This window comes from Agrobacterium leguminum (assembly GCF_015704895.1).
Lineage (GTDB): Bacteria > Pseudomonadota > Alphaproteobacteria > Rhizobiales > Rhizobiaceae > Agrobacterium > Agrobacterium leguminum.
Map to the genome: position 1 here is coordinate 60532 of NZ_JADQWB010000006.1, position 26416 is coordinate 86947.

Below are 26416 nucleotides of genomic sequence, written 5' to 3' on the forward strand. Positions count from 1 at the left end.
GACATTAAGGACCAGCGGCCCCACGCTTTCCGGGCCAGGCTGTCAGCGCGACATCGACCAAAGCCTTTAACCTAGCCCTGCACGCACCGTCGCAAGCCTGCGCAGACATGCCCTGAATGATGGCGCCGTAAAAGCGCGCGAGCGTATCAGTGTCGGTTTGCGTGGGTAGTTCGCCCTCGCTGACGGCGCGGTCGAACCGTGTCTTGAGAATCTGTATTGCCGCCTCGCGCAATCCTGCCGTTGTGCGGGCGACAGAGGCGTTTGCTTCCGAATGCTGGAGAACGGCGGTGGAAACGATGCATCCGCGCGGCTTGTCGGGCTGGGTATGTCCTTCAGCAATATCGTAAAGGTAAGAGGCAAGCGCCTCATAGGCGGGTATTTGCGCCTGCAGCACTTCGGCGCGGCGTTCGCTTTGCTGCGCAATGCTATGATCAAGCGCCAGCCGGAACAATTCTTCCTTTGAACCGAATGTCGCGTAGAGGGACGGCGGGGTGATGCCCATCGCATGGGTGAGGTCCGCTATCGAGGTTCCCTCATAGCCGTGTTCCCAGAACAGCCGGGCTGCGACGTCGAGCCCGGCATTCCGATCAAGCAGGCGCGGTCTACCGCGTTGTTTTCGCGTCATTTCAGACATTTTTATATCGATCACTATAAAAATATTGACAGGTCATGGCCAGGTTTTATTATAACGATCGCTAGTTAAATCACAACGGAGTGATCCATGTCTCAGAAACTATCGAACAAAGTCGCCCTCATAACGGGCAGTTCACGCGGCATCGGCCGTGCCGTGGCTCTGGCGTTTGCGAAAGAGGGTGCAGGTCTTATCGGCGTCCATTATGGCGCGAACCCCGAGGCGGCACAGGCAACGATCCGCGAGATCGAGGCTCTCGGTTCGAAGGCGGTCGCTCTCAATGCCGATCTGCGGGCCGGGAAAGCGGCGACGGACAGCTTGTGGGAGCAGTTCAGGGAGGCCGCGGTCGCTTTCACCGGCTCGCCATCGCTTGATATTCTCGTCAATAATGCGGGCATTGCCCCGGCGACACCGTTGAAAGAAACAACGGAAGCCGCTTTCGACGAGTTGATGACGATCAACTTCAAGGCGCCGTTCTTTCTCATTCAGGCGGTTGCCGATCATCTCCGCGACAATGGCCGCATCATCAATGTCTCGACCGGTTTCACGCGCATCGCGGCGCCGACGCATCCCGCCTATGCGGCGTCCAAGGGTGCGCTTGAGACATTGACGCTGGCGCTCGCCCCGGAATTCGGCCGGCGCGGAATTACGGTCAATTCGGTTCTGCCGGGTGTTACTGAAACCGACATGAACGCCGGATGGCTGGCAGCGCCGGAGGCCCGCGCAGGCGCCGAAGCCCTGTCCGTCTTTTCACGTATCGGTCGCGCCGACGATATTGCGGACGTCATCACATTCCTTGCCTCGAACGATGCCCGCTGGACGACTGGACAGATGATCGATGCGACGGGCGGTGCGCGGATTTGATTCAGGCATGGCAAATATCCTTGGACGAGCGGCGTCGGGCAGTTTCGCCTGACGCCTACCGATACTAGCCGTGCTTGCGTGCCCACCGCAGATTCTGGGTTTGCCCTCCATAACCATAGGCATCGCCATCGACGGCGTGAACCAGCACATAGCTCGCCTCGTGCACGGGGCCCAGCAGGGCGTTCATCTCGTTATAGACCCGCCGGACCCATTCGGTCGTCTCGTCCTTTATGTTGGTGTGTTCCGTAATCGAAACCTCGACATAGAAGCTTCCGACCTTCTGGTCGGCGAGGCTCGATCCGGCGATGATCCAGTCATCGGGATCGGCGCTCTCGACGAGAACCGCGGTGACAGCCGGGTCCTTGTGCAGAATTTCCGCCGTGAGGCGAGAAAGCAGAGCCGCGACTTCCAGCTTTGGGTCGCGTCCGTTCCGGGGTTTGGTGTAGCGCGCTTTGATCATGGGCATGGTCTTGTCTCCTTGTTGCAGAGACACCTTGCGCAAATTTATTCATAATGAGAATATGGTATTGGATATTCCATACATAGCGATTTTATATGATTGACCTCGAAAGCGTTCGCCTGTTCATTTTCTCTGTCGAACTCGGCAGCCTGACAAAGGCGGCGGAGGCGGCAGGAACCGTGCAACCGGTCGTCAGCCAAAAATTGAAGATGCTGGAGCAGCGTGTCGGCCGGCGGTTGATCGATCGTTCGCCGCGGCATCTGCGGCTAACGGAGGATGGCCAGGTGTTTTTGCCGAAGGCTCGCGAGCTGCTCGCCAAACACGAGGAAGCACTGACCTTCGGTCATGAATCGCCGCTGCACTTTAGCCTGGCCGCCAGTGACCACGCGATTGGGGGCCGCCTTTCGACGGCCATACGGGCGATGCGCGCGGCACTCCCCGCCAATGCGGTGATTGACGTGAATATCGGATTTTCCCGGTACGTGAAGGAAAGTTTCGCGTCCGGACAGGCCGACGCCGCCATTATCCGGCGTAACGGCGGTGGCTCAGACGGCGAAATCCTGCGTACCGACAGGCTGGGATGGCGGGCCGCCCCGGGCTGGCGGCCACGCTCCAACAGCGCCATTCCGCTGGTGTCGCTGGGGTCCGGGTGCGGTGTCCGGGAAATTGCGGTGTCGGAGCTTAGAAGAGCCGGCGTGGAGTGGCGCGATGCTTTCACTGCCGGAAGCTGTTCGGTACTCCATGAAGGAATTCTTGCAGGCGCGGGTGTCGCGGCGATGGGCGATATTAGCGCCCGTGGCCTGCCTGACAGGGGTGTGGAACTGGGGTTACCTTCGTTGCCGCCTTCCGATATCGTTCTTCTTTCCCGCGCAAGAACGCCCGCACATGCATCGGCGATCAGAGCCCTGGCCGCAGCCGTATCCGGCACCGGCGACTAGGTTGAGTAGCGGTTCCCCGCCGCTTTTTGGGCAGTTCCGCTCCAGCCCATCAACAAGTTCGCCTCGTCGCGCGCGCGAATGATGACGTCAGCCCGCATTGCTTAAATCCATGTAAGCGGGTTCAAATTCGTGGCCATCGGGATCTGTGAAGGTGCGGAGATACATGAAACCCAGATCCTTCGGTTCCCGGACATCCGCTTGCCCACCTGCTTTTGCGGCGGCGCCAACCATGGCGTCGACCTCTTCGCGGCTGTCGCGCGAAAGGGCGATCAGCATGCCGTTTGTCGTATGGGCATCGGCGATCGGTTTGGCGGTGAAGGTCTTGTAATAATCGTGCCGCAGAAGCTGGAAGGTGATGGTCTCCGACCACACCATCGAGCTTGCGTCTTCGTTGGAAAACTCTTCGTTCTTCACGCAACCGATCGCCTCATAGAAGGCGGTTGAAACGGCCAGGTCTTTCACCGGCAGGTTCAGGAAAATCATTTTGGCCATTGTCTTTCTCCTCATGGTGGAACGGGGTTACAGGAAGGTCTGCTGAAAGGTCTCGCTCGGATGGATGCAGATGATCTCCAGCCGGTCAGTGCCGATATTTTCGAAGCGATGGGGGATATTGGCAGGCCCAACGACGATGTCTCCCGACGAGCCGCGCGCCCGCTGATCGCCGATTGTGAACTCGGCCTCGCCTTTGCGCACCACCCAGGTTTCGGCATAGGGGTGAACGTGCAGATCAGGGCCGCGACCCGGATCGGCATTGACGAGAAAGATGGATACGGCGCTTCCGTATTCGCATCCTTCATAACGCACCGTCCGGCTCTGGCCGGGGTTCGGTTCCTGATGACGGCGGATGGAAAACATCTGGTCTCCTCCCTGAGACAAAACTATCTTCGCGAGAAGATATATGTGCAGTTTATCTTCCTGTCAAGATATCTATCTTCTCGCAAAGATATATTCACGAAGCCGGCAAAGCCGTATATGGTTTTCGAAATGCTGATGGGGTGATGAGATGAAGCAGGCGATGCCGGACACGACGACGGATCGGACGATGGACGCTGACAGGGAAGATCATGTCGACCGTCTCCGTGGCCAGTGGGCGCGGGAACTGCCTGATATCGATACGGAACCGATGGCTGTCTTCGGGCGCGCCAAACGGCTCAGCAACCTTCTGGCGCCATCAATCGAAGAGACATTTGCCGGCTTCGGTCTCGACCGCGGCGAGTTCGATGTCATCGCGACATTGCGCCGGTCCGGACCGCCCTACCAGCTGACGCCGACGGAAATGTATACGACGCTGATGCTCTCCTCAGGCGGTCTGACGCACCGGCTTGATCGATTGGAAAAGGCCGGCCTCATCGAGCGCAGAAAATCGAAGCTCGATGGGCGCAGCGTCGTTGTCTGCCTCATGCCGGCGGGCATTGAGCTGGCGGAAAAGGCGTTTCGCCAGGACATGGCGAGCGAGCAGACTTTCCTGCAGGGGCTCACTCCGGACGAGCGCGATAACCTCGCGGCGCTGCTGAAAAAGCTGGTGCTGGATATCGAGGCCCGCGTGTAGCTTCTGGCGCAGTTCTTTCATTCGAGCGATCTGCAAATCAGAGGCTGTTTGCCGGCACCTACGGTTCGCGCCGCCATTGGCCGCAGCATGCCCTAGAAGCATCTCTCTCAAGCGATCACTGTGTTTTCCAGGTCTCGAGCAGCATCCGCACAAATTTTTCGGCGGCTGGGGAAAGAGCGCTGCTTCGTCTTTGCACGATGCCTATCGTACGGGAGACCACCGGGTTGACGATTGGCCGGGTGATGAGGAATGGGTGCTCGTCCTGCGGCGTTGCCAATCGCGGCAGGACGGAAATGCCAAGTCCGGCTTCGACGAGACCGAGCGACGTGTTGAGATGCGTCACCTCATAAAACCAGTTCAATTTTAAATTGTGCCGTGCAAGCGCGCTGTCGAGAAGCGTCCTGTTGCCGCTCGAACGGTCCACGACGACCAGCGGATAGGCCTCCAGCTGGTCCCATTCGATTGTCTCGAAAGCTGCCAGAGGGTGGTCTTTCCTCATTGCCAGCACGAAAGGGTCATCGATGAGGGGCTCGAATGAAAGCTCGGGATCGGAATTGCCCATCAGGTTGATGCCGAATTCCACCTCGCCTCTGGCTACCGCCTGCAGACCCTCATTGGCTGTCAGATCCCTGATCCGCAGCCTTATATGGGGATATTGCTGGCTGAAGGTCTTGATGACGGTGGGAAGAAAGTAAAAAGCGGCGGTGGGAACGCAGGCCATGGTGATAAGCCCGCGCCGTTGCGCGCCGTCCTTCATGGCAAAAAGCGATCCGTCAAATTCCTCGAGCATACGCCGAACGAGTGGCATGACTTCCTGCCCCATGGCGGTGGGGGCAACGTGGCGCGTCGTTCTTTCCAGAAGTGGCGCGCCAATCGCCTGCTCCAGTTTCTGGATACGGCGGGTAAGCGCCGGTTGCGAGATATGCAGCGCCTTGGCGGCCCTGTGGAAACTGGCCAGTTCAACCACAGATTGAAACGCCCGCAAATCCAGAATTTCACAATTGATGCTCATACCGCAATAAAACTCCAAAACATTGCATTTAACAGATTAGACTCTTTTGCTCATATTGCAACAACACGGCGCATTGATCCGCCAAATGCAATATTGAGGCAACCCATGAACGATCTGCTGAAGATACCCTGTGTGCTGATGCGCGGTGGAACGTCGCGTGGACCGTTCTTTCTCGCATCCGATCTTCCCCGTGATCGGGCAGACCGGGACGCGGCCCTTCTTTCCATCATGGGGTCTGGCCATCCGTTGCAGATCGACGGCATTGGCGGGGGCAATCCGGTCACGTCCAAAGTTGCGATTATCGGCCCTTCCACGGTCAGGGGCGCTGACATCGACTATCTGTTCGCGCAGGTTCGCACCGACAGGCAGTATGTCGACTATTCGCCAAACTGCGGAAACATGCTGGCCGCCGTCGGGCCCTTTGCCATCGAAGCGGGGCTTGTCGAAGCGCAGGGCAGCGATACTCTCGTGCGGATCCATAACGTGAATACCGGCAAGCTGATCGAGGCGAAGGTTCCGACACGCGGCCGCGAGGTTATTTATCTCGGCGACGCCTCGATCGACGGTGTTCCGGGTCTGGCGGCGCCCATCGCATTGACATTCATGGATGCGGCAGGTGCGAAAACCGGCAAGCTGCTGCCCACCGGAAAGCCGGTCGATCTGATCGATGGCGTCAATGTGACGGCCATAGACTGCGCCATTCCGATGATTCTCATCCGTGCAGCCGATCTCGGCGTGACGGGATACGAGGATCCGCAAACCCTGAGCGCTCACAAGAATCTCATCGCACGGATGACCCGCATCCGCATCGAGGCCGGAAAGTCGATGGGAATGGGTGATGTGAAAGACATGGTCATTCCGAAACCGGTGCTCATTGCACCGGCCCGCAGAGGCGGCACTCTCTCTGTACGGTATTTCATGCCCAACGAGTGTCATCCTGCACTGGCGACGACCGGTGCCGTTGGCATCGCAACCGCGGCTGTCACCAAAGGCTCCATCGCTTATGATGCGGCCGGAGGCCTTTCGGTGCCGACCCAGATCCGCATCGAACATCCCGCAGGCTGCCTCGATGTTCAGCTGGAGATGCGAAACGGCGCAATAACGGCCGGACTCGTAAGAACGGCGCGCAGGCTTTTCGAAGGCTTCGCCTTCGCCAAACCAACCGCTGCGATTGAAGACGCAGCCTAGACGCGGCCATAGTGGCGCAAAATATAGTCAAACCGGGAGGAGACCCTTATGCGTAAATATCTGCTTGCAACCGCGGCGCTCTGTGCGCTGGCGGCATCTGCCAATGCCGAATCCGTCAGGATGAGCGTTGGCTCGTACAACCTCAACAACCTGCCTTTCCCCGTGGCGGCGAGCCTTGGCTTCTACAAGGAGGAGGGCCTTGATGTAACGACCGAGAACTTTGCCCAGGGCGGATCGAAGGTTCTGCAGGCGCTTGTTGCCGGTTCCACGGACGTTGCCGTGGGCTTCTACGATCATACGATCCAGATGCAGTCGCAGAACAAGCACGTGGTCGGCTTCGTGCAGCTTGCCCGCAACTCGGGTCTGGTTCTCGCCGGCAAGAACGACACGGACTTCGACCCGGCCAAGCCTGAGACGATCAAGGGCAAGAAGGTCGGCATCACGTCGCCCGGCTCCTCTTCGGACTTCTTCATTCGCTACTACATGAAGCAGCATAATCTCAGCGACAATGACATCTCCATCATCGGTGTCGGTTCGGGTGCTGCGGCCGTTGCCGCCCTGCAGCAGGGCAAGATCGATCTGCTCGTCAATTACGATCCTGCCGCAACCATCGTCGTGGAGCGCGGGCTGGGCAAGATCCTCATCGATGCCCGTAGCGATCAGGGCGCAAGGGATGTCTATGGCGGCATCTATCCCACCTCGGTCCTTTACGCCACGCAGGACTATATCAATGCCAATCCGGAAGTGATCCAGAAGGTCACCAATGCGACGGTTCGGGCGCTGCACTGGATGAAGCAGCATTCTGCGGAGGAAATCGTCGCAAAGCTTCCCGATGATTTCGTGTCCGGCGACAAGCAGACCTACATCAAGGCCGTTGAAGCGGCCAAGGCGATCTTCTCCGAAGATGGCAAGTTTGAGCCTGCCGATCTCGAAACGCCGCTCGCCGTTCTGAAAAGCTTCAATGATGCGGTCGCCAAGGCGACGATCGATCTCAACACCACCTACACCAACAAGTTCGTCGAGGCCGCGGCCTCGAAGGCCGCAAACTGAGAGGCCGCCATGTCTTCGCCAGCCAGAAAGCTAGAACCCGTGACGGAACTCGAACCCCAGCCGATGGTGGCAATCGACGACGTGACCATGGCGTTCGGTTCGTTCGTTGCCGTGCAAAACGTAAATCTCAAGGTCGGCGATGGTGAGTTTCTCTCCATCGTCGGGCCGACGGGATGCGGAAAGTCCACCATTCTCAACGCGATTGCGGGCCTGTTGAAGCCAGCGCAGGGCAGGGTTTCCATCGACGGTTCGCTCGTCAAGGGCGTACAGAACAACATCGGATATCTGTTCCAGCAGGACGCGCTTCTTCCCTGGAAGACAGCGTTTCAGAATGTCGAGCTTGGCTTGATGTTCCGGGGCGTTCCCGAAAATGAGCGGCGCGTCAAGGCTCAGGCCTGGCTTGAAAAGGTCGGCCTCAAGGGCTTCGGAGACCGCTTTCCGCACCAGCTCTCCGGCGGACAGCGCAAACGCGTGCAGATGGCGCAGGCGCTCATCACCGAGCCGAAGGTCATCCTGATGGACGAACCCTTCTCGGCATTGGATATCCACACCCGCCACCTCATGCAGAACGAGTTGCTGCGCCTATGGCAGGAGGACCGCCGTGCGGTGGTCATGATCACCCATGATCTGGAAGAGGCGATTGCGCTCGGAGACCGGGTTGTCGTTCTCGCTGCCGGCCCGAAGAGCCGTGTCATCGAGAGCTTCCCTGTCGATCTCGAGCGGCCCCGCAACGTCGCGGAAATCAAACTCGATCCAAAATTCATGACGCTCTATCGCGATATATGGGCGTCCCTGCGTGGCGAAGTGGAGAAAAGCTATGCAAGCCGTTAATGTTCGTATCATCCAGATCGCTCTTCTGGTCGTGCTTTTGGGCGGGTGGCAGCTCGGTGTGACCTCGGGCGCCATCGACCGCTTCTTCTTTCCCGCACCCTATGACATCGTTAAACAGGTGATTGACTGGGTTGCCGATGCCGGTTTTTACAAGCATGTCGGCATCACGCTGAGCGAAACGGTGCTGGGCTATCTCATAGGTACAGGTCTCGGCGTCGGCGCCGGCGTCTGGCTGGGCCTCAGCCCCTTCGTCGCGCGGGTGCTCGATCCGTTCATCAAGGCCGTGAACGCCATTCCGCGTGTCGTTCTGGCCCCGATCTTCGTGCTCTGGCTCGGTCTTGGCCTGTGGTCGAAGGTTGCGCTTGCGGTTACGCTCGTCTTCTTCGTCACCTTCTTCAATGCCATGCAGGGCGTGCGCGAAGTGAACCCGGTCGTGCTTTCCAATACCCGCATTCTGGGCGCCAGGCGTTCGGATCTGCTGCGTCACGTCTATTTCCCGGCGGCGGCGAGCTGGATTCTGTCGTCGCTGCGCACCTCCGTCGGATTTGCAGTGGTCGGCGCAATCATCGGCGAATATCTGGGAGCTTCCGCCGGCCTCGGTTATCTGATCGCCCGCTCGGAAGGCAACTTCGATGCGGTCGGCGTCTTCGCGGGCATCATCATCCTGGCGGTCTTCGTTCTTGTTATTGACCTCATTCTGGATTTTGCGGAGAAGAGGTTGATTACCTGGCGACCCAATGCAGGCGAGGAGCGTCCCGCGTAAGCGGACTGCAACAAGACTATTTCCGTTGGGGCGGTCCGCGATCGCCCCTTTTTAAATGGCTGAGCCTTGCAAGCGAAATGGGGACGTCCAAATCCTTCATTCGTTGGACAAATTGCACATGCTGGACATCTACTACGCTGATTTCGACACCACCGTCATACCCTCGGACCCGGGCTGCCTGGAACTCGCCGGCTCCATCGATCTTGATGCGCACCGTTTACTTGCGGCCCTGTTCGACAAGGCCCGGCAGGCCGGCGTCAATCTCAGATATTTCGAAGATACGCTGCTTGAACCGAAGCAGGTCGTGATATTGCTGAACATTCTCCTGGCAAACGAACATGTTTTTGAAGGTAACGAACACGCGCTGGCCGCGTTCAATTCGATGCGTGATCTCCTGCAACGGGCTGCAAAGCGAGGCGTGGGGCTCGTGGCTTTTGCTGATTGAGTGCCGGTGCAGTGTTGTGTTCCTGGCGGTGAGATTTGTAAAAGTGCTGGGAAAAGTCTCCTTCCATATCTCGACACAGGGGGTTCTTTGGTGCTCCAAGGAAGGACGTATCCGCTGAGGAGCCCTTCATGAAAACAGTCACAAGTTCGTCGCCTCTGTCACTGGATGGCCCGCAATGGGCGAGATTCCGTCAGCGGGATGAATTGCGAAAGGCGATGCTTGAACGGCGCTTCGACGAGGTGGAGCGTATACTCGCGGCGCTTGAGGCGGCATGGTGGCAGTCCGACGATCTGGCGGACGATCACTATATCCATCTTTCGACTGATACGGGCCTGTTCGACAACGCGAGCGTCGACGCGGCCCTCAGACTGGAACTGCTCGATGCCTGGAGGCAGGCATACCCGGCTTCGTATCATGCAAGGCAGGTCGCCGGCCATTATTACTTCCGCCGGGCCTGTGACATCCGAACGGCGACCTGGGCATCGGATGTTGGGGAAGACCAGTGGGCCGCCGCCCACATGGCCTGCATAATTGCGGCAGAGCATTTGCTGAAGGCGATGGCCCTTTCCGCGCGGCCTGCTCTTGCCGCGGAAACCATGATGGAGATGAGCCAGTATCTCGGTCAGCCGGATTTCGTCGATGCGCTGTTTCTGGGCACGCCGGTTGAAAAGACGATAGCTCGCGATGAGTTGGGACCGGAGCTTTACGAAGCCGCATGCGCCCGGCTTGCCAGACACGGATTGACGCCGCCCGGTATCGTAACGGCGACGCTTCCTGCCTCGCTTCCGCCCCTGCAGCAGGGGGACGCCGAAAATCCCGGCTATTACTGGCTGCGCTACTGCCTTTCGCTGCGGCCCCGGTGGCCGGAAATCCTGGTTTCTTACGCGCAATATTTGAGCCCGCGATGGGGTGGCGATGATGGCGAGGTTGAAAAATTCGCCAAAGGCCCCTTATGTTCCGCACTGAGCGAACAGGAGCGCAATTCCGTGCGCTGGCCCGGGGTGCAGGATGCATTGACCATCCCCGATTATCCCGAACCCGGCGATACCCGCGAAATTGCCGCCCGGGAGAGGATTTTCAAGAATTGGCTGGCGCGGGATCTCACCGATCGCCTGCGTTTCGTTTCCCTCGGAAAATACGCCAATTTCACTCATTATTCTCTCCAGGACGAAAAACTGGCGCACCAGCGCCATGTCGAATCCATCCGTTACTGCAAGGCGCCGGGAACCTATCCGGCCATTGACGGCCCGTTCCGGGACTTCACCAATCTGATGCTGATCCAGCATTTCGAGGATCACGACGGCGCCTATGCAAACGTGCTGCAAACGGCCGTCCGTCGTTTTGATGAGCCGACCATGCTGACAATGGCGGCGTTCGCCTGGCAGTTCGGCATGTGGGGAATAGAGGCGAACCCGGCCATCGCCACGCAGCTGGTCGACCGGGTTGCGCAACTCGAACCGCTCTACGAGCCCGATGAGTTCACGCCGATGCATGCCTGCCGGATGATCTGGGATGGAGGCTTCCAGCAGGAGTCGGCCTGGTTGACCCGCGCATTCGCTGAACGGCGCGTCTATTCGGCCGCGGCAAGCATGTATGATATCGCAACGGGATTCCGGCCCGATACAGACCAGCGACTGCTCGACGGCGACGAAGCGGGTCGCTGGCTTCAGCAGGCGGTCGAAGAGGGTGAACCGGTTGCGCTTTATAACTATGCCTGGCGGCTGGAAAATGTCGACAATCTCGATCTGTCGCTCCGGGAAAATTTCGAACGGGTTCAGGAATATTACCGTGGCGCGATGGAAGGCGGCGTGGATATGTCCCTCATTCGACTGGCGAGCGTTGATCGCAGGCACGGCACTGCGGAGGAAAAACAGCAGGCCGTCGCCAATATGAAATCCCTCATCGACTATCATGACGACCACATTGCCGGAGAGGCTTATGGTCAGGTCGTTCTCGCCTATAAATACGGCGATGGCGTTCCCAAAAGCGAGTTTATCGCCATGCAATGGTTCGACCGTTACAAGGAACTCTTCCCCGATCATTCGTCACTGGAGTGGATGGAAACGCAAGTTTATGGATCGAGCGGATTGCAGATGGCCGGGCGGGCGTTGAAGGCCTTCTTCCTCGGCAAGAAACTTTCAAGCGACCATCTCCCACCGAAATAAGCGTCGGCATGGCGAGCCCCCTCCAGTCACCGCGCGAAGGCAGATGGCGAGCCCTGGCCTGGCTCGCCTTTGGCGACATGTTCCTGTTGGCAAGCGGCCTTGCGCTGATCCTGTCGCCTCTTTTGCTTGTGTTGCTGGTGCCTTCGCGGCTTCTGCTGGTGCTTCTTGCCTTGCCGGCGCTGTCATGGGTCTTTTACGGGCTGATGGTCCTGCGAGCCTATGCGGCAGTGCCGCCCCCACCGGTTTCGGATGGAATATTGCTGGAGGCCGACAGGGTTCCCGCTTTTGCCGAAGAGCTTGAACGGCTGCGCCTCGCCTGCGATGCGCCAGCCTTCACGGCCGTCTATATCAATGCAGAGCTTAACGCGTCCATCTATCAGACAGGCTCCCGTGGCGGCCAGCCGAGGCATGTTCTGGTACTCGGCCTGCCGCTTCTCGCCCTGTTGACGGGACGGCAGGCCGCGACCGTCATCGCGCATGAATACGCCCATATTTCCCGGTTGCACGGTCATTTCGCGCGCTGGGCCTATGTGGCTCGCCAACGCTGGGCGGCGCTCGGTAAATTGCACGAGCGCAATCACCGGCTGGTCACCGCGCCGCTCAGATTGTTTCTTGCCTGGTATGTACCGCGCATGATGCGCGAGACGCTGGAGTTTTCCCGTCGCTGTGAGGCGGTTGCCGATGCGCGGGCGATTACGGTCTGCGGCGCCGACATCGCATTTGAGACGGAAATCGCTCTCACATTGCGGCAAAGAGCCCTGTCCAGCCAATTCTGGCCGGATATGTTTGCTGGGGCAGACAAGGATGACATCTCGCAGGCGCGACCCTTCGCCCTGATGTTGGCGGAGCCGGAGAACAGCCGCCCGCGAGATGGCGCGCAGGCGGCCGTCTGGCTGCATGAAGACCTCTGCCAGAAACCCGATAGTCATGGCACCCATCCCGTTTTGTCGGAGCGCATTGCCGCGACGGGGTTTGATCCGGCAGGCCCGCTTCCCGATCATCTGCCCTGGCGTCTCGAAGAGACTTCCGCTGCCACGGAATGGTTGGGGGAAGAAGCCCCCGGCATCGCTGCACGGCTTGATGCAGACTGGCGCGACAACGCCGCACGAGGCTGGCAGGACGCAAAAGACTGGCATATCCGTCAGCGCAGCGACTTCTCAAGGCTCCTGCAGCGTCGCGAACAACAGATGTTCGACGAGCGGGACTGGCTGCAACTGGCGCTGCTTTCAGAGAAATTCGATCCGTCAGGCATGCTTCGCGCCGAGGCGATCGCGGAAGGATTGCGGTATTCGCCTGAAGAGACGACGCTTCTACAGCTACGGGCAGAGGATATGGAGAAAGCCGGAGACATACACGGAGCAATGTCCTTGTGGCACCGTATCGGCCGGAATCCCTCTTTCTCCAGGTATAGGCTCCATCGCCACCTCTGCGAACTCTGCCTGCGGGTGGGAGACAGGCCGGCGGCGGAGCAGCATCGGCAGATCGCCGACCGTCTGTGGACGAGCGAAGATGCCGTCCGATCCGCCGCCAACCATACCGGTCTCCATCCTCACGGGTTGGAAGCATCCGAACTCGCCTTGCTGCAAGGCACGCTTCATCCGCTGTTTCAGCATGCACACGCCATCTGGCTCTGCCGCGACACGCCGCCCGGTGCGCCGGACCCGACACGATGGTTCCTTTATGTGCAGGCCTATAACGGCTGGTTCATGCGCCTCATCGGCAAATTGACCGGCGAGGAGGACAGGAACGCTTCCGCCTGCAAGCGGCTGTTTGAGCGTTTGCAGGCGCGGCTGCATCTTCATCTGCAGCTTCGTTTTATCGGGCCGAACGATCCAGTCCCGGCCCATTGCAGGCACGATAGCCTGATTGCCCGAGCGGGCACGGCCGTGGTCGCGTAGGTTACAGGCTTGAATAACGGCGCCGGCTGCTGCCAGGCTTGAAAACGATGCTCGAACCGGTCTGCGGCGCGGCGAATTGTCAGCACTTGCCTATCCCGGGTAACACTTCATTTAGTGATTTTGTGAAATCTAAAATACGCAGGTTCCAAGGTTTCATCGGCGGAGCCGGTAGAACAAGCGGACCCATGACGACCCGCCCGGCGGCGGCTCGAAAAAGGCATCCGCTTGTCGCCCTATGAGGAGGGGCAACAGCTACCCGCGATGTTTCATTATATATTCCCCGGCCTCCTGAGAGGGCGGCTGGAGGAGTGCTTGCCTTGAGGCCATTCATGTCTTTCCTGAACAATACCAAGATAAAAACGAAGGTCGTTTTTGTCATCTCGTTGATGAGCCTGATGTCGCTTTCCGGAATAAGCTACGTCAGCCTGCAATATAAAGGCACCGACAGCGTCTACAGCGATTTCATCGGCCATGAGGCCCTTGCTGCGGTTCTGAACGCCAGAACTAGCGGAAACCTCAACGCACTCGGCATGCAGATGCTTCGCGCCAGCCTTAACGACCCGGCCAGCGCTGATTTCGAAGCTGCCGTCAAAACCTTCAGAGCCGACCGTAAGCAGCTCGAGGAACGCCAGAACAAGATCATGGAACTGGTGCCGGCGCGCACGGATGCCGCCCGTGATATCCTTAAGGGTGTTGTCGAAGTCGAGGAGATCGGCAATCAGGTCATCGCCCTCATGCAGGCAGGGCAACGCGCCGAAGCGCAGCAGATGGCGCTCAATGTGCTTCGGAAAATTGCCGAAGTCTCGCCAAAGATCAGTGCCGGCAATGAGCAGCTCATCCAGGTGATGAATGAGGGGAGAGAACGCCTTACAGCCAGCACCAATACGACGATCTGGACGGGCCTGATTACGCTTGCGCTCGTTTCGCTGGCCGTGATCGCACTTGGCCTGCTTATTTCTTCCCGGGGCATCACCACCCCGATTGCGCGGCTTCGCGCGCGCATGGAATCGCTCGCGGCCGGTGATACGGCAAGCGAAATTTCTGGAATGGATCGCAGGGATGAAGTCGGCCAGATGGCCGCTGCGGTTCAGGCGTTTCGCGAAAGCGCAATCGAACGCCTCCGGCTTGAGAATGAAACGGAGGCCAACCGGTCGACTTCGGAAAAGGACCGGATCGAGCGCGAGAAACAGAAGGCCAGGGAAGCTGCCGACGTGCAGTTTGCCGTCGACAATCTTGCCACGGCCCTTTCGAAGATCGCCCAGGGCGACGTTACTTACCGGATCGTTCAGCCGTTCGTCTCCGGTCTTGACGGTATCCGCGGCGATTTCAACCGGGCTGCGGAACAGTTGCAGTCGACCTTGAGCCAGGTGGCGCAGAACGCGCGCGGCATCGACGCCGGCGCCAATGAGATAAGGTCTGCGGCGGACGATCTGGCGAGACGCACGGAGCAGCAGGCTGCCGCCGTTGAAGAGACTGCGGCTGCGCTGGAAGAGATCACCACGACGGTGAAGGACGCCACGAAGCGGGCGCAGGAAGCGGGTCACCTCGTCGGCCGTGCAAAAGTCGGCGCTGAAAAATCCGGAGAGGTGGTGCAGCAGGCCGTCGCTGCAATGGAGCAGATAGCGACATCCGCCAATGAGATTTCCAACATCATCGGCGTGATCGACGAGATCGCATTCCAGACCAACCTTCTGGCGCTGAATGCGGGCGTGGAAGCTGCCCGTGCGGGTGAGGCGGGCAAGGGCTTTGCCGTCGTCGCGCAGGAGGTTCGCGAACTGGCGCAGCGCTCCGCCGGTGCGGCCAAGGAGATCAAGAACCTGATCACGACATCCAACGGTCAGGTTCAGCAGGGCGTGCAGCTGGTTGGTGAAACCGGCAAGGCGCTGGAACTGATCGTGACGGAGGTGCAGGAAATCAACCGGCACGTCGCCGCCATTGCGGAATCGGCACAGGAGCAATCCTCCGGTCTTCAGCAGATCAATACGGCCGTGAACCAGATGGATCAGGACACCCAGAAGAACGCCGCCATGGTGGAGGAAAGCACCGCCGCCAGCCACGGGCTTGCACGCGAGGCGTCTTCGCTCAACGGGCTGATCGCGCAGTTCAAACTGTCCGAAGGCGGTTATGGCGAGGCTTCTGTCCCCGTGCGCACGGCATCGGTCGCCGACAGACCCGCAGCGTCTCCCGCGCGTGCGCTTGGCGGCAGGATAAGGGCGGCGTTTTCAGGCAATGCCGCGTTGAATACCTCCCCCGACAACTGGGAGGAGTTTTGATCCTTGCCCTGCCTTTACGGCGCACTCGGTTGAGGCGCTGAAAGCATCGCTCTAAATATTGGCACCGGGGATCGGAGATCCCCGGTGTCCTGCTTTTGGGCGATATCCGCCCGTTGAGGGCATGAGCGGCTTTCCCCTTCGGCACTTGCAGCGACCGCCTTGCCCCGTGTGAAACAGTCGGCGCTTTGGCCCAAATACGCGAAAGCATTTCTCAAAATATGCGGCTTTTGGAATGAGCGTCTTTGATAGCCTATTAAAAACATAGAAAATACACAAAAAAGAAGGGCGAACGGATATGAAGATCCTTGGCATTTCCGGTAGTGTGAAGCGGCCATCCCGCACGGCGCATGTTGTTGAACGAATTGTTGCCGCGATCGGGCGGACGGCGAAGGTTGAAACCGACCTCATCGATCTTGCCGATGCCGCCCCGGTTCTATTTCGGGCATTGCGCGCAGATGAGCTCGACGAGGCCGGGCGTGCAATTGTCGATGCCGTCGAGGCTGCCGATGTGCTCGTCGTCGGTTCGCCGGTCTATCGCGCCTCCTATACGGGCGCGCTCAAGCATTTATTCGATCTCGTCGATTTCCGTGCCCTGCAGGGTCGGCGCGTGATCCTTGCCGCGACCGGCGGCTCGCCGCTGCATGGCCTGATGCTGGAACACCAGTTCCGTCCGCTGTTCGGCTTCTTCGGCGCTGTTACCATGCCGACCACGGTTTATGCCGTCGAGGCGGATTTTACCGGATACACGCTTTCAAACCCGGCCGTCGAAGCGCGCATTGAGCGCGCCGTCGCCGATCTGTTCGAGCTTCTGCCCGCCAAAGCGCTTGGCGGCGGCGATCACCATCCGACCCTTTCCGTCGTTTCACGCGAAGCGGCTGCCAACTGAGATTGCAAGAGAGGAATTTATCATGACCGCACGCACAGCCGAGCCCGTTAAATTCGCCTATTGGGTTCCGAATGTTTCCGGTGGCCTCGTCATCTCGAATATCGAGCAACGCACCAGCTGGACCATCGACTATAACCGCAAGCTCGCGCAGATCGCGGAAGCGAGCGGTTTTGACTATGCGCTGAGCCAGATTCGATTCACGGCCGGTTACGGCGCCGAGTTCCAGCATGAATCCGTGTCTTTCAGCCATTCCCTGCTGGAGTCGACAAAGACGCTGAAGGTCATTGCTGCCATTCTGCCTGGGCCGTGGAACCCGGCGCTCGCTGCAAAACAGATCGCCACGATTAACCACCTCACCAATGGCCGCGTTGCGGTCAACATTGTCAGCGGCTGGTTTCGCGGCGAGTTCCATGCCATTGGCGAACCGTGGCTCGACCACGACGAGCGCTATCGCCGCTCGGAGGAGTTCATCCGTGCATTGCGCGGCATCTGGACGGAAGACAGCTTCACCTTCCGCGGCGATTTCTATCGCTTCAACAATTATTCCCTGAAGCCGAAGCCGATCGATCCGCAGCCTGAAATCTTTCAGGGCGGTTCTTCGCGCGCAGCCCGCGATATGGCGGCCCGCGTTTCCGACTGGTATTTCACCAACGGTAACACCCCGGAAGAGATCGCAAGGCAGGTCGATGACATCCGTGCCAAGGCGGCTGAGAACAATCATTCGGTCAAGGTCGGCGTAAATGCCTTCGCCATCGTGCGTGAGACGGAAGAAGAGGCAAAGGCCGTGCTTGCCGAAATCATCGAGAAGGCCAATCCGGAAGCGGTCAACGCTTTTGGCCATGAGGTGAAGAATGCCGGTAAGGCCTCCCCGGAAGGAGAGGGCAACTGGGCGAAATCCAGCTTCGAGGATCTCGTTCAGTACAATGACGGTTTCCGCTCAAACCTCATCGGCACCCCCCAACAGGTGGCGGAGCGCATCGTGCGCCTGAAGCGCGCCGGCGCCGATCTCATCCTGCTCGGTTTCCTGCATTTCCAGGAGGAGGTCGAGTATTTCGGCAAGCACGTCATTCCGCTGGTGCGCGCACTCGAAGAGGCCGAGGAAAGCGCGGCGATTGCGGCCGAATAACGCAGACAGAACAGGTGGAGCGGCGGCCTTCGCCGCTGATCCGCCGAAAGCGCCGCAGCCGGACCGGACGGGACACATGCGTTCGAACCTGCGTGGCCTGACGCGCATCGCTGTGAACTTTTCATCCCGGCTGCTAAAATTGGACGTTATTCGGGGTGTGCCGCCGAGATCGCGTGAGTTGAAATGTCAGTGAGCCGGAAGAATGCCATTGTCGCCATCATAGGCGGTGGATTTAGCGGGGCAGCGATTGCCCTTCATCTCCATCGAGCCGCTGGGGCGTTCGAAAATGTGCGGATCGTCGTGTTCGAGCCGAGAGCGGCATTGGGTGCGGGGCTTGCCTATTCCACGCCGGAGCCGGCCAACCGGATCAACGTGCCGGCCGGGCGCATGACGCTTTATCCTGATGATCCGGATAATTTCCTCCACTATCTCGACAGGTCGAATGCCCTGGCGGGCGATGAGGCAGCGGTGTTGCCCGACGGGCAGGCCTATCCGCAACGCAGGGTCTTCGGCGCCTATGTCGCGGCCGAGATCGCGCCCCTGCTGGATGCGGGCATTGTTGAGCACAGGCGCAGCACGGTGGAACATGTGGCCCGCCATGATGATGGCTGGGAGTTGCAAACCGCAGACGGCGATAGCCATTTCGCGGACATCGTGGTGGTTGCGACAAGCCATCCGCCGCCGGCGCTTCCGCAGGTGTTGAAACCGCTTGCCGGTCATCCGAAACTGGTGGCGGACTTGAATGCGGACGCCGCGCTGGAAAATATCGCCGCGGGTGACCGCATTCTGATCGTCGGCAATGGCTTGACCGCGGCTGATGCCTTTGCCGCGCTCCACCGGCGCGGCCATCATGCGCGGGTCGTTTCGCTGTCGCGCCGCGGCTTGCGGTCGCGTGGCCATCCGGCCTTGCCGCAGGAACCCTACGGCGATTTTGTCGATCCGCCGTCCAAAAGCGCGTCGGAACTATTGCGGCGGATTCGAGAGGCTGTGCGAGTGTCGCAAGCGGGCGGTGCGAGCTGGCATGGCGTTCTGGACGCCGTTCGCCTGCAGGGACGCGACATATGGCGGAACCTCCCGCTGATCGAAAAGCGCAGGGTGGTGCGGTGGCTGCGGCCCTTCTGGGACGCGCACCGGTTCAGGATCGCGCCGCAGGTGGAGAGACTTCTGGATGAGGCCATAATTTCGGGCCAATTACAGATCACCGCCGGGTCGCTTGTGTCCGCAAAGGCTGGCGAAGACGGTTCGCTGCATGTCGATCTGCGGTTTCGTGGCAAAAGGGACATCGCGCGGCTCGACGTCGATGCAATCGTCGTGACGACCGGTCCCGCCCATGGTGGAATTCTGAAATCGCAGGCTTTTCTTTCCGGTCTGGAGCAGGCGGGTTTTCTGACCTTTTGCCCCACGGGGCTGGGCATCCACTGCGACGAGCGATCCCGCGCCATCGACAGCCGCGGCCAGGCCATTGAAACGCTGCTGATCGGCGGCCCGCTGGCGCGCGGAACCTTCGGTGAGCTGATGGGCCTGCCCCAGGTGACCGAGCACGCGATCTTCATTGCCGGAGAAATCGCACGGAGCCTTGCGCCAGCGACGAGCAGTCCGGCCCCGGTTTGAACGCACACTGGCGCGGCGTTGATGAGCCGGCGAAATAGCGGCTGCCATCAGGCGATGGCAGCTATCCCGGCCCGGTTATTTCCCTCTATTCGCAGGCTAAAGTCAGACGTCCAGATAAGACAAAATGGTTGCAGCGACGTCAGACACCTCCTGCGTTTCACTCGAAGCCTCCACTGAGGTGCTGGTCGCACTGTCCTGGGTCGAAGCCGTCTCATCGGTGGTTGAGATCAGGGAGGCGATATCCTGGACAGAGCTGTTGGTGGTCTTGGCGCTGTTCAAGGCCGTAACCTGCGCCGATGTCATGGCGGCGACCTGGCCTGGCGTGAAGGCTGCCGCCTGGGATGCCGTCAGGGCAGCGAGCGTACCCGTGCCCAATCCCGAGATTGCGCTCGAACTCAGGCTGATGATCTGTTCGGTGGAAAATGCCGTGAGGTCGTCGCCGCCAAGCGCGGCTGCCTGCAGCGCGTTGAGGACGCTGACCTGTGACAGTGACAGCGCTCCGATTTGCGCGGACCCCATTGCCGCGACCTGACCGTAGCTCAGCGAAGCCACCTGGCCCGTCGTCAAAGCGGCGATCTCCTGAGAAGACAGGGACGCCACGACGGTGGCGGACAGTCCCTTTATCGCCGTCGAACTGATGGCGGCGAGTTCCCCGGTGGAGAATGTATCCAGATCATCCGCCGTCAACCCCGCAAGTCCGGCCGAACTCAATGCGGCGATCTGGCTGGTGGAGAGTGCTTCGATCTGGTCCTTGCCGAGGGCATTGATCTGATCGCTGGTCAATCCGGCGACGCCAGCCGTGCTCAGGGCCGCAACCTCGGCGGTGGAAAGAGCGGCGATAAAGTCCGTGGACAGTCCCTTTATCGCGCTTGAGCCGATAGCCGCGAGTTCCTCCGTCGAGAAGGTTTCCAGCATCTCCGAGGACAGGCCCTTGAGCGCATCCGAATTCAGCGATGCTATCTGCCGGGTGGATAATGTCTGGACCTGTTCAATGCTCAGCGCGCCGGTCTGTGCGCTGCCAAGGCCTGCAATCGCCTTGGCGTCCAGAGCCGCTATCTGGCTGACGGAAAGGGAGGCGATGTCGGCGGTATTCAGGGCCGCAACCTGTTTGGAGGTGAGGGCGCCGATCTGGGCATTGGTCAGCGCGCTTACCTGACCGGTGCCGAGAGCCGCGATCTGATCCGTGGTCAGGCCCGGTATTGCCGCCGCGCCGAGCGCGGCGATCTGAGCAGTCGTCAACGAGGCGATGGTCGCTGTCGACAGGCCTGAGACCGCATTCGAACTGATGGCGGCCAGCTCGGCGGCAGTGAATGTATCGAGATCGCCGGCGCTGAGGGCTGCGATCTGTTTCGAACTGAGAGTGCCGATCTGACTGCTGGTCAGGGCCTCGACCTGAAGGGTGTCGAGGGCCGTGATCTGATCGGTGGTCAGGCCCGCCGTGCTGAGGGCGGCTATCTGGGCTGCCGAGAGCGAGGCGATACTGGCGATGCTGAGAGCCGCAACCTGCTTGGAGGTGAGGGCGGCGATCTGGGCGCTGGTGAGGGCATCCACCTGACCGGTGCCGAGGGCCGCGATCTGGGCGGTGGTCAGGCCGGGTACTGCGGCCGCGCCGAGGGCTGCGATCTGCGCCGTCGTCAGCGAAGCGATTGCCGCTGTCGACAGGCCCGAGATCGCACTCGAGCTGATGACAGCCAGCTCGGCGGCGGTGAATGTATCAAGGCCACCGGCGCTGAGGGCCGCAATCTGTTTTGCGCTGAGGACGCCGATCTGAGCACTGGTGAAGGCCTCGACCTGAGCGGTGTTGAGAGCGGCGATCTGATCGGTGGTCAGGCCTGCTATGCCCGCCGTGCTGAGAGCGGCTATCTGGGTTGCCGAAAGCGAGGCGATGCTGGCCACGCTGAGGGCGGCAACCTGTCTGGAGGTGAGGGCGCCGACCTGGATACTGATCAGGGCGTCGACTTGATCGCTTGTCAGGACTGCGACCTGCCCGGTGTTCAGCCCTCCAACGCCAGCCGCACTCAAGGCTGCGACCTGGGCCGTGGTCAGCGACGCTATGGTCTCCGTTGACAAGCCCGGGATGGCATTTGAACTGATCGCGGCAATGTCCTTGGTCGAGAACGTTGCCATATCGTCCGTACCCAAGACCGCAATCTGTTTCGAGCTGAGAGCACCGACCTGTGTATCGGTCAAAGCCTCGACCTGCGCGGTGTCGAGGGCTGCGATCTGGTCAGTGGTCAGGCCCGTTATGCCCGCCGTGCTGAGGGCGGCTATCTGGGCTGCTGACAGCGAGGCGATGTCAGCCACGCTCAAGGCCGCAACCTGTTTGGAGGTGAGTGCCGCGATTTGGGTACTGGTCAGGGCTTCCACCTGATCGCCAGTGAGCGCCGCGACCTGTCCGGTGCTCAGCCCACCAATACCAGCCGTACTCAGCGCTGCGATCTGCGCTGTTGTCAGCGACGCTATGGTTTGGGTGGACAAGCCCGGGATGGCATTCGAACTGAGGGCGGCAATGTCCTTGGTCGAGAACGTCGCCATATCCTCCGCGCTCAGGACCGCTACCTGTGTCGAGCTGAGAGCGCTTACCTGGGCGCTGGTCAAGGCCTCGACCTGAGCGGTGCTCAGGGCGGCGATCTGCGCGGTGTTCAACGCACCGATGCTTTGCACATTCAGGGCGGCAATCTGCGCTGTCGTCAGGGAGGCGATGGTCTCTGCCGACAGTCCGGCGATCGCACTGGAACTGATCGCGGCGATATCCTTGGTCGAGAATGTCGCAATGTCGTCCGCGCTCAAGGCGGCGATCTGTTTCGAGCTGAGCGCGCCGACCTGGGCGGTGGTCAAGGCTTCGACCTGGGCGATACTCAAGGCGGCGATCTGTGCGGTGCTCAACGCACCGATGCTTTGCGCGTTCAGGGCGGCAATCTGGGCTGTCGTCAGGGAAGCGAGGGTTTCCGCCGACAGTCCTGCGATTGCGCTGGACGTGATCGCGGCGATGTCCTTGGTCGTGAATTTCGCCAGATCGTCCGTCCCCAGCTGCGAAATCTGTGTGGAGCCGAGATTGACGATCTGCGCGCTCGTTAGGGCTTCGGCCTGGCTGGTGGTGAGGGTCGCCAGCTGCTGCGCGCTTAGTCCGGTAATGCCCGCAGCGCTCAGGGAGGCGATCTGGGCTGTCGAAAGAGCGGCTATGTCGTCTGTGCCGAGGGTGGCAATTTGTGCCGCGCTCAACCGCGCCATCTGCTTGGTCGACAGCTTGGAAACCTGATCGGTGCTGAGGGCGGCGATCTGGCCGGTCGAAAGTCCCAGGATGCCGGAGGTGCTCATTGCCGCAAGCTGGGCCACGGAAAGCGATGCTATATTGTCCGTGCTCAATGCCGCAATCTGCCCCGAGCCGAAAGCCGCGATCTGGGCTGTGGTCAGGGCCGCGAACTGATCGATGCTGAGGGCCGCAACCTGATCGCTGGTCAGGCCCTTGATGCCCGACGTGCTCAACATGGCCGTTTGGCTGGTGGACAGGGCGGCCACGTCGTTGCCCAGGGCGGCGACCTGAACCGAGCTCAACGCCTTGATCTGCGCGGTGGATAGAAGGCTGACCTGATTGCCGCTCAGGGCTTCGATCTGATCGGAAGTGAGGCCGGCAATGGCGCTGGTGGTGAGGGCGCCGATCTGAGCGGTGGTGAAGGCCGCGATAACATCGGTGTTCAAGCCCGACATGGCTTTATTCGTGATCGCTGCGATATCGGCGGTCGAGAATGTCGCCAGATCCTCGATGCTCAGGGCTGCGAGCTGCGCTGAACTCAGGGACTTCACCTGCGTCGGAGACAGCGCCTCGACCTGCTCGGTGCTCAGAACTTCGATCTGATCGGCCGTCAGGCCGGCAATGGCGCTGGTGGTCAGGGCGGCGATCTGGGCGGTGGACAGCGCCGCGATTGCATCCGCGCTCAGGCCGGACATGGCTTTGCCGGTGATCGCCGCGATATCGGTGGTCGAGAATGTTGCTATGTCCTCGGCGCTCAGGGCGGCAAGCTGGACCGAGCTCAGCAACTTCACCTGTGCCGAGGACAGGGCCTCGACCTGCTGGGTGCTGAAGGCTTCGATCTGGTCGGCTATCAGGTTTGCGACCACGCCGGTGCTGAGGGCGGCAATCTGAGCGGTTGACAGGGCCTCAATCTGAGCAGCGCTCAAGGCCTGGAACTGCGCTACGCCGAGGGCGTTCATCTGGGCCGTGGTCAATGCGGCGATCTGCTCTTTGGTAAACGTGCTGATCGTTTCCGTGCCCAGACGGGGCATGGCTTTGCCGGTGATTTCCGCTATATCGGCGGTTGAGAATGTCGCGATGTCTTCCGCGCTGAGGGCCACGAATTGTGCCGCGCTCAGCGACCTCACCTGTTCCGGCGACAGGGCTTCGACCTGGCTGGTGCTTAAGGCGGCAATGTGCGTCGTCTTGAGTGCGGCAATCTGCGCCGTCGTCAATGCGGCGATCTGGGCGGTGCTTAGGGTTTCGATCTGGTCGATCGTCAGGCCGGCAATCGTGCTTGCGCTGAGGGCGGCGATCCGATCCGGGCTAAACGCTGCGATTGCCTCGGTGCTGAGGCCCGGCATGGCCTTGACGGTAATCGCCGCGATGTCGGCGGTCGAGAATGTCGCTATATCGTCCGTGCCGAGAGCAGCGAGTTGCATCGAACTCAGCACCTTGACCTGCGCCGGCGACAGGGCTTCGGCCTGTTCCGGGTTCAGGACCGCGATCTGGTCGGTCGTCAGGCTCGCAATGGCGCTCGTGCTCAGGGCCGCGATCTGATCCGGGGTCAGCCCTGCGATCACCTCCGTGCTGAGGCCCGGCATGGCTTTGCTTGTGATTGCGGCGATGTCGGCGGTTGAGAATGTCGCTATATCTTCCGCGCTCAGGGCGGCAATTTGCGTCGCATTGAGGGCGCGCACCTGAGATGAGGTCAAAGCCTCCGCCTGTTCCGTCGTCAGGGCATGGAGCTGGGTGGTGGTGAGCGCAGAAATCTGGCTCGAATTCAGGCTTTTGATGGCGTACTGATCGAGAATGTTGAGCTGATCCAGCGTCAGGCCAACGATGGCGCCCTGCGAAATGGCGCTCAACTGTTGTGAGTTGAGGACTTTGACATCCTCCACATCCAGTGCCGCGATCTGAGCCGACGAGAGCGCTTTGATCTGCGTTGTGGAAAGCGACGCCACGTCGTCGGTTGTCCAGGCTGCGACCGCCTCTGTCGAAAGATATCTGATCTGATTGACGTTCAGGGAAGAAATGATCGACGTCATGTCTGAAAAATCCTAAAGTCCAGGCCCAACAGGTGGATTTTCCGCCCGAGCCCCCGGAGGGGCATCGGTTACTCAGGTCCACCATTTTTCAGATGTTGAGTACGCAATCGGGCTTGCCTGAACCTGAAGTTGCTACGCTTCGCCCGCCGTCACGTTAAGTGACTGCATTCATGGAAGAGAACGGACGGGCCCGTCTCAGACGGGCGAATGCAGAAATGCCGGCATGGGAGCGCCCTCCGCTCGCCGGGCGAGATAGAGCCGGGCGGTGTCGAGCGCCTCGCGAATGGTCGCATCCATGTCGAGATAACGGTAGGTCCCGAGCCGCCCGACAAAGGTTACCGACGCTTCCCGTTCGGCGCGCGCCACATATTCGGCGAGCTGTTCTTTGTCCTCGACCAGCCGGATGGGATAATAGGGAATGTCCTGCGGGCCGCATTCATGGGAGAACTCCCTGTAGCAGACGGAGCCGGCATGGTCTTCCCACGGAGAAAAGTGCTTGTGTTCGGTGATGCGGGTAAAGGGCACCGAAACGTCGCCATAATTCATCACCGCACAGCCCTGGTAGTCGCCGTCATAGGTGAAGCGTTCGAAATTAAGCGTCCGATACGCCAGACGTCCGAATTCGAAGTCGAAATAGCCGTCGAGCGGACCGGAATAGAAGACGTGTGCAGAGGCCGGCGCTTCGGCGCGCTGGAAATGTGTGCCAAGTTTGACGCTGATGTTTGGATGATCGAGGATGCGTTCGATCATGTCCGTATAGCCGGTTTCCGGCATGCCCTGATATTTGTGGAAGAAGTAGTTGTCGTCATAGTTGAAGCGCACGGGCAGGCGTTTCAGGATCGAGGCCGGCAGTTCCGTCGGTGAGCAGCCCCATTGTTTCTCGGTGTATCCCTTGAAGAAGGCCTCATAGAGATCGCGGCCGACGAAGCGCAGCGCCTGCTCCTCGAAAGTCTGTGGATCGGTAATCGACTTGTCGGCCTTTTCCTCGATGAAGGCTCTGGCTTCATCGGGCCGGAAATTCTTGCCGAAGAACTGGTTGATCGTGTGCAGATTGACCGGCAGCGAATAGACGCGCTCGCCGCTCGTCGTTTTGACCCGGTTCTTGTAAGGCATGAATGTCTGAAAGCCGTTCACATAGTCCCAGACTTCCTTGTCGTCGGTATGGAAAATATGCGGACCGTAAACATGCACCATAACGCCGGTCTCACCGTCGCGTTCGGTGTGGCAATTGCCGGCAATGTGATCGCGGGCATCGACGATATCGACCCTGTGGCCTGCCAGCGCCAGCTCCCGGCCGATGACCGCGCCGGAAAGCCCGGCGCCCACAATGACAATTCTTTCGTCCGCGAACATTGGTAATCAGTCCCGTTCATACGTCGCCCGGTGGGCGGTCGAGATTTGCATCGAAGAAGTGCCGCGCAGCGCATGCCCCGGCCGGTTGAGACT

The 26416-nt window shown here is 60.1% G+C and carries 21 protein-coding genes; 14 read left to right on the top strand and 7 right to left on the bottom strand.

Annotated features, from left to right (window positions below):
* Nucleotides 1-4: 4 nt before the first annotated feature.
* Nucleotides 5-634 carry a TetR/AcrR family transcriptional regulator gene (locus I3J13_RS11210; protein ID WP_196378835.1) on the bottom strand — a complete coding sequence of 210 codons (630 nt, stop codon included), beginning with the start codon at nt 632-634 and terminating at the stop codon, nt 5-7.
* 87 nt (nt 635-721) lie between these two features.
* On the opposite strand from I3J13_RS11210, the gene I3J13_RS11215 reads away from it, so the two are divergent.
* Nucleotides 722-1495: an SDR family NAD(P)-dependent oxidoreductase gene (locus I3J13_RS11215; protein WP_196378836.1), complete on the top strand. Its 774-nt coding sequence runs from the start codon at nt 722-724 to the stop codon at nt 1493-1495.
* A gap of 64 nt (nt 1496-1559) precedes the next feature.
* On the opposite strand, the gene I3J13_RS11220 is transcribed toward I3J13_RS11215, so the two are convergent.
* Complete coding sequence (locus I3J13_RS11220) at nt 1560-1961, bottom strand: tautomerase family protein (protein WP_196378837.1); 402 nt, start codon at nt 1959-1961, stop codon at nt 1560-1562.
* 89 nt (nt 1962-2050) lie between these two features.
* Between I3J13_RS11220 and I3J13_RS11225 the strand changes: the two genes are divergently transcribed.
* The gene (locus tag I3J13_RS11225) at nt 2051-2893 is read left to right on the top strand and encodes a LysR family transcriptional regulator (RefSeq protein WP_196378838.1); all 843 of its coding nucleotides are present in this window, start codon (nt 2051-2053) and stop codon (nt 2891-2893) included.
* Nucleotides 2894-2980: 87 nt separating this feature from the next.
* Here I3J13_RS11225 and I3J13_RS11230 read toward each other — a convergent pair whose 3' ends face one another.
* Together I3J13_RS11230 and I3J13_RS11235 are read right to left on the bottom strand one after the other, a co-directional pair.
* The gene (locus I3J13_RS11230) at nt 2981-3385 is read right to left on the bottom strand and encodes a VOC family protein (protein WP_196378839.1); all 405 of its coding nucleotides are present in this window, start codon (nt 3383-3385) and stop codon (nt 2981-2983) included.
* 27 nt (nt 3386-3412) lie between these two features.
* Nucleotides 3413-3748, bottom strand: a complete 336-nt coding sequence (locus I3J13_RS11235) for a cupin domain-containing protein (RefSeq protein WP_003523945.1) — start codon at nt 3746-3748, stop codon at nt 3413-3415.
* Between the two features lie 148 nt (nt 3749-3896).
* Between I3J13_RS11235 and I3J13_RS11240 the strand changes: the two genes are divergently transcribed.
* Nucleotides 3897-4442, top strand: a complete 546-nt coding sequence (locus I3J13_RS11240; protein ID WP_196378840.1) for a MarR family winged helix-turn-helix transcriptional regulator — start codon at nt 3897-3899, stop codon at nt 4440-4442.
* A 115-nt stretch (nt 4443-4557) separates the two neighbouring features.
* On the opposite strand, the gene I3J13_RS11245 is transcribed toward I3J13_RS11240, so the two are convergent.
* Nucleotides 4558-5454: a LysR family transcriptional regulator gene (locus I3J13_RS11245; protein WP_196378841.1), complete on the bottom strand. Its 897-nt coding sequence runs from the start codon at nt 5452-5454 to the stop codon at nt 4558-4560.
* Nucleotides 5455-5559: 105 nt separating this feature from the next.
* Between I3J13_RS11245 and I3J13_RS11250 the strand changes: the two genes are divergently transcribed.
* The 11 genes from I3J13_RS11250 to I3J13_RS11300 all read left to right on the top strand — a co-directional run bounded on the left by I3J13_RS11250 (nt 5560) and on the right by I3J13_RS11300 (nt 19690).
* A complete protein-coding gene (locus I3J13_RS11250) occupies nt 5560-6642 on the top strand; it encodes a 4-oxalomesaconate tautomerase (protein WP_196378842.1) in 1083 nt (360 codons plus the stop codon).
* Between the two features lie 48 nt (nt 6643-6690).
* Nucleotides 6691-7692 (top strand): ABC transporter substrate-binding protein, encoded by a 1002-nt coding sequence (locus I3J13_RS11255; RefSeq protein WP_003523942.1) that lies wholly within the window; start codon nt 6691-6693, stop codon nt 7690-7692.
* 9 nt (nt 7693-7701) lie between these two features.
* Nucleotides 7702-8523 (top strand): ABC transporter ATP-binding protein, encoded by an 822-nt coding sequence (locus I3J13_RS11260; RefSeq protein WP_196378843.1) that lies wholly within the window; start codon nt 7702-7704, stop codon nt 8521-8523.
* Entirely contained in the window at nt 8510-9286 is a 777-nt protein-coding gene (locus I3J13_RS11265) for an ABC transporter permease (RefSeq protein WP_196378844.1), read from the top strand. Before I3J13_RS11260 ends, I3J13_RS11265 begins: the two co-directional genes overlap by 14 nt.
* Nucleotides 9287-9404: 118 nt before the next feature.
* Entirely contained in the window at nt 9405-9731 is a 327-nt protein-coding gene (locus tag I3J13_RS11270; protein ID WP_196378845.1) for a hypothetical protein, read from the top strand.
* A gap of 128 nt (nt 9732-9859) precedes the next feature.
* On the top strand, nt 9860-11896 hold the full coding sequence (locus I3J13_RS11275) for a DUF4034 domain-containing protein (protein ID WP_196378846.1): 2037 nt from the start codon (nt 9860-9862) through the stop codon (nt 11894-11896).
* A gap of 8 nt (nt 11897-11904) precedes the next feature.
* Complete coding sequence (locus I3J13_RS11280; protein ID WP_196378847.1) at nt 11905-13794, top strand: M48 family metalloprotease; 1890 nt, start codon at nt 11905-11907, stop codon at nt 13792-13794.
* 329 nt (nt 13795-14123) lie between these two features.
* Nucleotides 14124-16067, top strand: coding sequence for a methyl-accepting chemotaxis protein (locus I3J13_RS11285; RefSeq protein WP_003523937.1), 1944 nt, complete (start codon nt 14124-14126; stop codon nt 16065-16067).
* 295 nt (nt 16068-16362) lie between these two features.
* A complete protein-coding gene (msuE, locus tag I3J13_RS11290) occupies nt 16363-16953 on the top strand; it encodes an FMN reductase (RefSeq protein WP_196378848.1) in 591 nt (196 codons plus the stop codon).
* A 22-nt stretch (nt 16954-16975) separates the two neighbouring features.
* Nucleotides 16976-18079, top strand: coding sequence for a dimethylsulfone monooxygenase SfnG (sfnG, locus tag I3J13_RS11295; RefSeq protein ID WP_142780941.1), 1104 nt, complete (start codon nt 16976-16978; stop codon nt 18077-18079).
* A gap of 183 nt (nt 18080-18262) precedes the next feature.
* The gene (locus I3J13_RS11300) at nt 18263-19690 is read left to right on the top strand and encodes an FAD/NAD(P)-binding protein (RefSeq protein WP_196378849.1); all 1428 of its coding nucleotides are present in this window, start codon (nt 18263-18265) and stop codon (nt 19688-19690) included.
* A 102-nt stretch (nt 19691-19792) separates the two neighbouring features.
* On the opposite strand, the gene I3J13_RS11305 is transcribed toward I3J13_RS11300, so the two are convergent.
* Together I3J13_RS11305 and glf are read right to left on the bottom strand one after the other, a co-directional pair.
* Nucleotides 19793-24970: a beta strand repeat-containing protein gene (locus I3J13_RS11305; RefSeq protein WP_196378850.1), complete on the bottom strand. Its 5178-nt coding sequence runs from the start codon at nt 24968-24970 to the stop codon at nt 19793-19795.
* Between the two features lie 195 nt (nt 24971-25165).
* A complete protein-coding gene (gene glf, locus I3J13_RS11310; RefSeq protein ID WP_020811333.1) occupies nt 25166-26323 on the bottom strand; it encodes a UDP-galactopyranose mutase in 1158 nt (385 codons plus the stop codon).
* Nucleotides 26324-26416 lie beyond the last annotated feature (93 nt).

Coding starts and splice junctions, on each gene's coding strand:
- I3J13_RS11210 (WP_196378835.1), bottom strand. CDS start 634: ATGTCTGAAATGACGCGAAAACAACGCGGTAGACCGCGCCTGCTTGAT.
- I3J13_RS11215 (WP_196378836.1), top strand. CDS start 722: ATGTCTCAGAAACTATCGAACAAAGTCGCCCTCATAACGGGCAGTTCA.
- I3J13_RS11220 (WP_196378837.1), bottom strand. CDS start 1,961: ATGCCCATGATCAAAGCGCGCTACACCAAACCCCGGAACGGACGCGAC.
- I3J13_RS11225 (WP_196378838.1), top strand. CDS start 2,051: ATGATTGACCTCGAAAGCGTTCGCCTGTTCATTTTCTCTGTCGAACTC.
- I3J13_RS11230 (WP_196378839.1), bottom strand. CDS start 3,385: ATGGCCAAAATGATTTTCCTGAACCTGCCGGTGAAAGACCTGGCCGTT.
- I3J13_RS11235 (WP_003523945.1), bottom strand. CDS start 3,748: ATGTTTTCCATCCGCCGTCATCAGGAACCGAACCCCGGCCAGAGCCGG.
- I3J13_RS11240 (WP_196378840.1), top strand. CDS start 3,897: ATGAAGCAGGCGATGCCGGACACGACGACGGATCGGACGATGGACGCT.
- I3J13_RS11245 (WP_196378841.1), bottom strand. CDS start 5,454: ATGAGCATCAATTGTGAAATTCTGGATTTGCGGGCGTTTCAATCTGTG.
- I3J13_RS11250 (WP_196378842.1), top strand. CDS start 5,560: ATGAACGATCTGCTGAAGATACCCTGTGTGCTGATGCGCGGTGGAACG.
- I3J13_RS11255 (WP_003523942.1), top strand. CDS start 6,691: ATGCGTAAATATCTGCTTGCAACCGCGGCGCTCTGTGCGCTGGCGGCA.
- I3J13_RS11260 (WP_196378843.1), top strand. CDS start 7,702: ATGTCTTCGCCAGCCAGAAAGCTAGAACCCGTGACGGAACTCGAACCC.
- I3J13_RS11265 (WP_196378844.1), top strand. CDS start 8,510: ATGCAAGCCGTTAATGTTCGTATCATCCAGATCGCTCTTCTGGTCGTG.
- I3J13_RS11270 (WP_196378845.1), top strand. CDS start 9,405: ATGCTGGACATCTACTACGCTGATTTCGACACCACCGTCATACCCTCG.
- I3J13_RS11275 (WP_196378846.1), top strand. CDS start 9,860: ATGAAAACAGTCACAAGTTCGTCGCCTCTGTCACTGGATGGCCCGCAA.
- I3J13_RS11280 (WP_196378847.1), top strand. CDS start 11,905: ATGGCGAGCCCCCTCCAGTCACCGCGCGAAGGCAGATGGCGAGCCCTG.
- I3J13_RS11285 (WP_003523937.1), top strand. CDS start 14,124: ATGTCTTTCCTGAACAATACCAAGATAAAAACGAAGGTCGTTTTTGTC.
- msuE (WP_196378848.1), top strand. CDS start 16,363: ATGAAGATCCTTGGCATTTCCGGTAGTGTGAAGCGGCCATCCCGCACG.
- sfnG (WP_142780941.1), top strand. CDS start 16,976: ATGACCGCACGCACAGCCGAGCCCGTTAAATTCGCCTATTGGGTTCCG.
- I3J13_RS11300 (WP_196378849.1), top strand. CDS start 18,263: ATGTCAGTGAGCCGGAAGAATGCCATTGTCGCCATCATAGGCGGTGGA.
- I3J13_RS11305 (WP_196378850.1), bottom strand. CDS start 24,970: ATGACGTCGATCATTTCTTCCCTGAACGTCAATCAGATCAGATATCTT.
- glf (WP_020811333.1), bottom strand. CDS start 26,323: ATGTTCGCGGACGAAAGAATTGTCATTGTGGGCGCCGGGCTTTCCGGC.